The sequence below is a fragment of the Acinetobacter endophylla genome (assembly GCF_053543775.1).
In genome coordinates this window covers 1-7885 of record NZ_JBLVOM010000006.1, presented here as the reverse complement: position 1 = coordinate 7885, position 7885 = coordinate 1, and the positions used below count along the sequence as shown (strand labels likewise).

General features: G+C 39.3%; 7 protein-coding genes and 3 pseudogenes. 3 read left to right on the top strand and 7 right to left on the bottom strand.

Annotated elements, in window-relative coordinates; genetic code table 11:
* Positions 1-381: transposase (locus tag ACNPNW_RS01050; RefSeq protein WP_003281209.1), on the top strand; the 381-nt coding region annotated here is incomplete at its 5' end.
* Between the two features lie 17 nt (positions 382-398).
* Here the strand turns inward: ACNPNW_RS01050 and ACNPNW_RS01045 are convergent.
* The 6 genes and pseudogenes from ACNPNW_RS01045 to ACNPNW_RS01020 form a co-directional block, all read right to left on the bottom strand.
* Positions 399-983, bottom strand: a pseudogene (locus ACNPNW_RS01045) (arsenic resistance protein); the annotation flags it as partial.
* Positions 984-990: 7 nt separating this feature from the next.
* Complete coding sequence (locus ACNPNW_RS01040; protein ID WP_180644815.1) at positions 991-1464, bottom strand: arsenate reductase ArsC; 474 nt, start codon at positions 1462-1464, stop codon at positions 991-993.
* 6 nt (positions 1465-1470) lie between these two features.
* Positions 1471-1791, bottom strand: a complete 321-nt coding sequence (locus ACNPNW_RS01035; protein ID WP_004981310.1) for a metalloregulator ArsR/SmtB family transcription factor — start codon at positions 1789-1791, stop codon at positions 1471-1473.
* 57 nt (positions 1792-1848) lie between these two features.
* The gene (gene arsC / locus ACNPNW_RS01030) at positions 1849-2283 is read right to left on the bottom strand and encodes an arsenate reductase (glutaredoxin) (RefSeq protein WP_180644814.1); all 435 of its coding nucleotides are present in this window, start codon (positions 2281-2283) and stop codon (positions 1849-1851) included.
* Between the two features lie 476 nt (positions 2284-2759).
* Positions 2760-4478, bottom strand: coding sequence for a GMC oxidoreductase (locus ACNPNW_RS01025; RefSeq protein ID WP_180644813.1), 1719 nt, complete (start codon positions 4476-4478; stop codon positions 2760-2762).
* 114 nt (positions 4479-4592) lie between these two features.
* A complete protein-coding gene (locus tag ACNPNW_RS01020; RefSeq protein ID WP_262450301.1) occupies positions 4593-6038 on the bottom strand; it encodes a coniferyl aldehyde dehydrogenase in 1446 nt (481 codons plus the stop codon).
* Positions 6039-6191: 153 nt separating this feature from the next.
* Here ACNPNW_RS01020 and ACNPNW_RS01015 point away from each other — a divergent pair, with 153 nt between their 5' ends.
* Positions 6192-7211 (top strand): AraC family transcriptional regulator, encoded by a 1020-nt coding sequence (locus tag ACNPNW_RS01015; RefSeq protein WP_448766400.1) that lies wholly within the window; start codon positions 6192-6194, stop codon positions 7209-7211.
* 30 nt (positions 7212-7241) lie between these two features.
* Here ACNPNW_RS01015 and ACNPNW_RS01010 read toward each other — a convergent pair.
* Positions 7242-7358, bottom strand: a pseudogene (locus tag ACNPNW_RS01010) (IS5/IS1182 family transposase); the annotation flags it as partial.
* Between the two features lie 345 nt (positions 7359-7703).
* On the opposite strand from ACNPNW_RS01010, the pseudogene ACNPNW_RS01005 reads away from it, so the two are divergent.
* Positions 7704-7885, top strand: a pseudogene (locus tag ACNPNW_RS01005) (IS4-like element ISAba33 family transposase); the annotation flags it as partial.

Here is a 7885-nt window from a genome sequence, read left to right as displayed (position 1 = left end):
GTTTCTCCTCAGTTTAATGCCAATGCTATTCAGGATTATGCATTACGCTGGGAAATTGAAACCTTATTCAGTTGTCTCAAAGGACGCGGGTTTAATCTTGAAAATACGCGCTTGACAGACCCTAGACGAGTGAAAAAATTGATTGCGGTGTTAGCTATAAGCTTCTGTTGGTGTTACTTAACGGGTGAATGGCAACATGATCAAAAAAAAGCGATAAAAATAAAGAAGCATGGACGACTCTCAATGAGTTTATTTCGCTATGGTTTAGACTATGTTCAAATGGCGATTCAGCGTTTAATTGGTTTTGGGAAAAAAGAAGAGTTTAAGGAAATTTTGGCAATTTTAAGAAGGCAGAATCCTGATAGGATAAGGGTTCTGTGAAATTTGTCGTGTACAGAGAATGGAATCCCTAAATACACCAGTACCGCATGGGTAATGGTCCAGAAATCGACATTGATCACTTGCCCTGCAACACCAAAATAAGGTGGTAAGAAGGTCAAGAACAACCAAGCATAGGTACTGAAAAATAAAATTTGGAAGATACTGTTAAAAGCCACCAATGCAGCAACATATTGGTTATCCCCACAGGCCAAACCGTTCCACACCAAGACCATTGCAATACAACGAGCCAGTCCTATCAGGATTAAGCCTGTCATATACTCTGGATAGCTATGTAGAAAAATAATGGCTAATGCAAACATCAATACTGGTGCTATCACCCAGTTCTGTACCAAAGACAAAGTTAAGGTTTTTTTGTCTTTAAACACTTGTGGTAGCGCTGCATAATCCACTTTTGCCAAAGGTGGATACATCATCAAAATCAAACCTATCGCAATTGGAATATTGACGGAATCCACACTCATTTTATCCAATGCCACTGAGGCTTGTGGAAAGAACACACCGATCGCAATTCCCAACGCCATAGCAATAAAAATCCATAGCGTGAGGTTACGATCTAAAAATGACAGTCTTTGTTGAGCCATGATGTTCTCATTCAATATGCGAAATTTGATTGATTGCGGCAATCAAATCTGGGCGAGACATATGCGCTGTATCGAGTGCCAACAATGCATCTAAACGACGATTAATATGGTCTACAGTCACTTGGAATGCTTTGAGCTTTTCTTCTTTCGGCAAATCTAAATGTGATGGATCAGCCAAGCCCCAATGTGCTTTGATCGCACCACCCAAATAAAGTGGACACGCTTCTTGTGCTGCTGAATCACAAACAGTAATCACCACGTCAGGTTGATATTGTTCGTAGTCATCAATAGTTTTACTCCACAAGCCATCTGTTGAAAGACCAAGATTTTCTAGAGTTTCAATGGTCAACGGATGCACTTGTCCTGACGGCTTACTACCTGCACTGTATGCTTTCCAACCCTCTGGGGCACGACTATTAAACAGCACTTCTGACAGGATGCTACGGCAACTATTTCCAGTACACAAAAAAAGGAATTTCATATTGTTCTACTCGCAATAACTATTGATTTGTTGAAATGATGGAGCAACTTTTGGCTGTAAATCAGCATTTTTAAGGGTGTTAAGTACGTCTATACACCAAGTAGGTAAATTGGGATTGAGACTGTAATAGACCCATTGTCCTTGACGTCGATCTTGTAAAAGACCAGAAGAGCGTAATAAGGCTAAATGCCGTGAAATCTTGGGTTGGCTGAGTTGTAGTTTTTCAGTCAAATCACAAACACACTGTTCATTATTTCCAAGAACCAACATGACGATGTTGAATCGCGTTTCATCAGCCAAACATTTAAAGAAATTGATTTGATCCATACTTTCACTCACTCTGACATATGGATATATCAATATTCACATATATCCATGAAATTTTTATTTCAATCGCTGCCCATTTGCATCAAGTACTTGTTCACCGTCTTCTTTAGTGAAAGCACCCTTTTGTGGGAGTGGTAAAATTTCTAAAACTAGTTCTGACGGACGACTTAAACGAGTTCCTAATTCAGTCACCACGAATGGACGGTTAATCAAAATTGGATGCTGAAGCATAAAGTTAAGCAATTGATCTTCAGTCCAATCCTCTTGATCAATTCCTAATTCTGTATATGGAGCAACATTTTTACGAATCGCTTCTCTCACCGTTAAACCTGCATCCGCGATCATTTGAATCAGTTCATTTTTAGATGGAGGTGTTACAAGGTACTCAATCACTTCAGGTTCAATATTGGCATTACGGATTAACGCCAATGTATTACGTGATGTACCACATTCAGGGTTGTGATAAATCTTCACTTTTGGAGTAGCAGTCATTTACTCAAACTCAATGGAATCTTTACATATATTTATATATGAATAATCATATATATGCAACTCCATATTTAAAGAATATAAAACGATCTATTTTGAATATATAGTGATCGAATGAGCATGTTAAAATTAGATAAAATATAAGATTTAGAGGTCAAACTATGGAAACAGTCATGATTACTTTGATCTTAGTTATTCTGATTTTACTTGTCATATTTTATAAAAAGAAAAAATAAACCATGGCTTTTGGGTTTACGAATAGACTCAGTAATGCCCGCCCAATTAATCGGTAACAAGGTAAGACAGCTTTTCGCTCTCTTCTTAGCTTATGAATTTTTGAATCATAGCCTATCAAATCAGTAACGCCCTCTAACGCTGTCATACAGCGTTAGAAGGATAATGATCTCAAGATTGTATTGCTTCGGCTGTCTATTTTGCCGTATTAGGCACCATCACCAGCCCAAACCATATTCCCTTTTTTAAGCATTACTTAATGCACTGGCTAAATCACCAGTACCCTTCAAGTCAGACACCTGTCCCTCCAAAGGCCGACTAAATTCGATACGCTGAATCTTTGCTGCCCGCTCTGCGGAGAACACTGGGATTTGACTCATCGCAAATTCAGACAGTGCGGTAATGGTCAGTGAGGGATTCACACCTAAATTTCCAGGTACAATCGAACCATCTAATACGCGTAAATTTTGATAACCAAAGACTTGACCAGTGAAGTCCACAACGCCATTCGACTTGTCATTGCCCATCGCGACACCACTCATAATATGTGCTGTCGTTGGCGTTCCCAGTAGAATTTCAGTAAGTGCAGAACCCGGTTCTCCACCTAACTTTTGTGCAATCATTTTAGTGGCTTCTTCAGCCGCTGGGAATGAAACGGTGAGTGGCGTGTCCCCTTCTTTTTGCACGGCAGTGATACTATTTTTGAACAGTCGATACCACTTTCTACGCCATTCAAAATGAATAAACGCTTCAGACTTTTGCATTACCAATAAAATAATAGAGTCTTTGGCTTTACCCTTATAACGCAGTACTTTAAAGGTTTTTAAGGGATGCAACAGTGTAGTGAACACAAACTTCATAAAGCGCATAAAGCCCTGACCAGTCACCATCGGCACATATGGAATATAAATCCATGAAGCATCCGCACCTTCAGGGAAACGTGTGACCTCGATATTGGTATCTGCATCGACTGAAATAAAGGAGCTGATTGCCACACCATCATCCAGTTTTTTACCAGTATTGTTCACTGTGGTCAGGGTTTCCGAGTTCGTCCGAACTTCCTGTCCCAGCAATGAAGAAATATTGGGTAAAGTCTTATGCTGATCCCGCATTTTTAACAACATCGGTACCGTACCCATCACCCCTGCAGATAACACTACCCCACGACTGCGTAAACTATACTGACGAACATTCTTGCCTAAAGTTTCTTTGACGATGATTTCATAGCCTTCACCACCATCCTCACTCAAGGGTATAATTTTGATGACTTCAGAGCTTGGGCGAATTTCAACGCCATTACGCTCAGCAAAATACAGATAATTTTTCATGAGGGTGTTTTTGGCATTATTACGACAGCCCAACATACAACTGCCACAATAAATACATGAGTTACGATCTGGCCCTTCTCCATTGAAATACGGATCTTTCGCTACTTGTCCTTCCAGACCAGCTACTTGTGAAAAGAAGACCCCCGTATTCACCGTTTTAAATGAATTTGCATATCCAATTTCACTCGCAACTTCTTTTAACGTGTCGTCTGCAATATTGGTATAAGTATTATTCGCTGTACCCAGCATACGTTGAGCTAGACCATAAAATGGTTTTAAGGTGTCTTTCCAATCTTTACGAATTTTCGTCCAAGCCTCGGACTCAAAAACTGCATCAGGTGGAATTAAATGTACATTGGCATAAATTTGTGAGCCCCCACCAACACCTACCCCATGCAAAATGGTGGTTTTACTGGTGAAAGTAAATTGCATCGTACCTCTGAATCCCAGTTCAGGACGCCACAAATAGTTTTTGGTGTCTAAATTGGTGGTTGGAAAATCCTTATCTTCACGGCGTAAGCCTTTCTCCAAAATCAGGACTTTATAGCCTTTTTCACTAAGGCGTAAAGCACTGACCGATCCACCAAAGCCTGAGCCAATCACAATTTGATCATAATCAAAATCTATTTTATTCATCCTATTAACTCCTTTAATAGTTTTATTTTTCTGTTTTTAAATACACCAACCCCTTCACTTCAAAATATCCATCTTGAAGTGAAAAGTGATGTTGAGGTTTTAAAATTTAGGCACTTATGATTTGATGCGTATCAATAAATTCAACAGCCAATTGGCAAATTTTCCGTAAGGCGGCGCGAGAAACTTCAAGCTTGAAAAACCCGCCTGATAAAACACAGGACGCATTTTGGAAAAAGTCAAAAAGCCTTCATAGCCATGATAGTGCCCCATCCCGCTGGCACCGACTCCACCAAATGGTAAGTCATGCTGCCCGACATGAAATAAGGCATCATTGACCGAAACCCCGCCCGACATAACTCTGCTGATATAAAATTCGACTAAGCTTTTGTTATTGCTAAATGGATAAAAGGCCAATGGACGATCACGCTGAACAATATAGTCAACCACATCTTCAGGCTTTTGGTAGGTTTTGACCATCAAGATCGGGCCAAAGGTTTCACGCGTATCAATTTCCATCTCATCATTACTGTTCAACACCAAAGTCAGTGGAAATTTTCGTGTCGCAGCATCAGGCTCTTGCTGATTTAAATTAATTAAACTAGCCCCTTTGGCTTCAGCATCTGCCAAGCTATGTACTAAGCGCTGAAATGCACGCTCATCAATCACAGAAGTATAATCTTTGCTATGAATATCAGGCACATGTTCCTGCACCCAAACTGATGCCGCTTGAATAAACGCTTGTAACCTCGACTCATGTACAAATAAATAATCGACATTGGTACAAATTTGTCCCGCATTAAACTGTTTCACAAACATAATACGTTCTACAGCTTTCTCAATAGGGTATTCAGGGTCAATCACCGCAGGAGATTTACCACCCAGTTCCAGAGTCACAGGGGTTAAGTTTTGTGCTGCAGCAGCCATGACTTTACGCCCTGTCGCACCAGAGCCAGTAAACATCAGGTGGTCAAACGGCAATTTTGAAAATGCGATACCCACTTCACCAGTCTCATCGAAAATCTGTAATTTTTCTGCTTTAAAATATTTGGGGCTTAACTCAATCAGCAATTCAGCCAAATGTCTTGAATTTTCAGACATTTTAACCATAGCCGTATTTCCCGCAGCAAACACGGCCGACAACTGTGAAAACATCAAATTGATGGGGAAATTCCACGGCACAATAATTCCAATCACCCCCAGTGGCTGCGGAATCACACGGTTTTTTGCACCAAAATACAGGCTATGATCGACATGTCGTTTTTGTACTTTGGTCCACTGCTTCAAATGTTTGATGCTGCCGTTAATGTCATCCGTGACAGTAATAATTTCTGCTAATAAGGTTTCATGGCGTGAACGATTGCCATAATCACGATTCAAGGCGTCAATAATTGCTTCACGGTGATTGTTAATCAGTGCTTTTAAATTCAGTAAATGTTGCTTGCGTTGTGCAATCGTTTCAATGCCTTGTTGATGAAAGCTTTTGCGCTGTAATTGAAAACAATCGTGTAATGTCTGTTCTATCACTGTTTGCTCGATATGAGACTGAACCGTAAGTTGCATATGCTTTTCCTTTCACGGCTAAAAATGGTGATTCAATACTTCTTTTCTATGTTGGTTGAGATAATCTCTTATCCTACTTTAACAAATGACTTGAATTATGCTTGACTTTTTAGGACACTAAATTGATCTTTTAGGACAACACGGAATGTTGTAATGGGAAGTTATATTCGTGCAGCCAGCCTCGGCGGTTTTGAAGACTTAGTCCCTAGTTATGGCGTAAACCCTATAGAAATCTTGAAAGAGATCGGGATTTTACCTGCTTTACTCCGTGATCCAGATTCATTTATTCATTATGATCATTATTTAAATTTATTGGAAAAAACGGCCTTAGCCTGTCAGGATGACTGCTTCGGTTTAAAACTCGGTGCACTCCAAAATATTAGCACAATCGGTTTGATTGGCGTCTACATGTCCCGACAAACGACCATACTTGAAGCCTTAAGCGTGGCGCAAAAATATGTCTATTTACATGCTGAAGGCATTGTCTTCCACGTCTCGCAACATAATGCTCTGCTCTGTAAGCTGAACTTTGTGCGTTTAAGTGAATACAACACCGATGTACCACAAAAATCACAACTGGCCATTTGCCTTGTCACGAATATTCTCAAAGATTTGATTGGTTCACAGTGGCATGCTGAAAAAATTTGCTTCAAGCAAAAACCACCACAAAAAGGTGCTCAAACTTTCCAAGCACATTTTTCATGTCAAGTAGAGTTTGAAACCGATGAAGATGCACTTTATTTTCCGGCAAGCTTTTTAAGCTATAAACCCTATAATTTTAATGAAGATGCCATTAATCAACTAATCGTACAACAGCTTGAAACACAAAGCAGCACCAAAACTGAAGACAATACCGCACTGATAGAGAGTTCAGTCCGCATGCTGATGGCGACAGGAGACTGCAGCATTGAAAATATCGCACTCTGTATGGGCATGCATCCGAAAAAGCTTCAGCGCGCTTTAAAAATGCAAGGAACAAGCTATCGAGATATACTCGAAAATGTCCGAAAAAAAGAAGCACTGCGTATGCTTGATGCAGGCAATGTGAATTTGACGGATATTGCTCTACAGTTGGGCTATGCAGAGTTATCTATTTTTAGTCGCAACTTTAAAAGTTGGTTTGGCGTTCCTCCAACCGAGTTAAGAGACAAAAGTCGAAGCCATATTGTATGACTTCTGGTTTTGCTACTTTGTTCAATAATGAGCATACCTCTGAGTTTCAAGATCAAACCAAATGGCAATATTTCCACGATTAATGAGAACTCGGTTATATGAGGAGCAATTGCTTGTACGGTCAATTTTAGGTGCTGGCTTCTTCATTCGGAAATTATATTGCTAAAGATGGCTTTAAGAATAGGTTTGTACAACAAAGCCCATCCTTCTAATCATTTATGGTTCACAGTAGAGCGATAGCGAACTAAAACTCTAAATTTTTTAATAAATTATGCTTTTAACGGTATAACAAAACGATAACTTATTTAAGCCAAGATAGAGTGCTGATTACACCGCTTAATGACCATCTGTCTTCATTCATCTATATTTAAAACTAAGGATTTTTGCTCTTAATATTTGATTCAACTTTTATATATTTTTTCTCTGTACACGACAAAAATAGATAACTCATTGAAATAATGTCACAATAATTGTTTTCTAACGACGAATACTATGATACATCTCAATGAGTTATATCTTATCTTAAACAAATCTCTAAAATGGAACAAGTCACATTTAAAGTGCTTTGCGCTCATCATGCTTGTGATTATTTTAAAGCAAACATGTAATCTTTCTTCTGCATCTAAAGCCTTGCCCATCAAGTGCTTACCACAATCATTTTATCGACGTATGCA

Excerpts from the sequence above, each read along its gene's own strand:
- ACNPNW_RS01035 (WP_004981310.1), bottom strand. The coding sequence starts at position 1,791 with ATGGATCAAATCAATTTCTTTAAATGTTTGGCTGATGAAACGCGATTC.
- ACNPNW_RS01025 (WP_180644813.1), bottom strand. The coding sequence starts at position 4,478 with ATGAATAAAATAGATTTTGATTATGATCAAATTGTGATTGGCTCAGGC.
- ACNPNW_RS01040 (WP_180644815.1), bottom strand. The coding sequence starts at position 1,464 with ATGAAATTCCTTTTTTTGTGTACTGGAAATAGTTGCCGTAGCATCCTG.
- ACNPNW_RS01020 (WP_262450301.1), bottom strand. The coding sequence starts at position 6,038 with ATGCAACTTACGGTTCAGTCTCATATCGAGCAAACAGTGATAGAACAG.
- arsC (WP_180644814.1), bottom strand. The coding sequence starts at position 2,283 with ATGACTGCTACTCCAAAAGTGAAGATTTATCACAACCCTGAATGTGGT.
- ACNPNW_RS01015 (WP_448766400.1), top strand. The coding sequence starts at position 6,192 with ATGGGAAGTTATATTCGTGCAGCCAGCCTCGGCGGTTTTGAAGACTTA.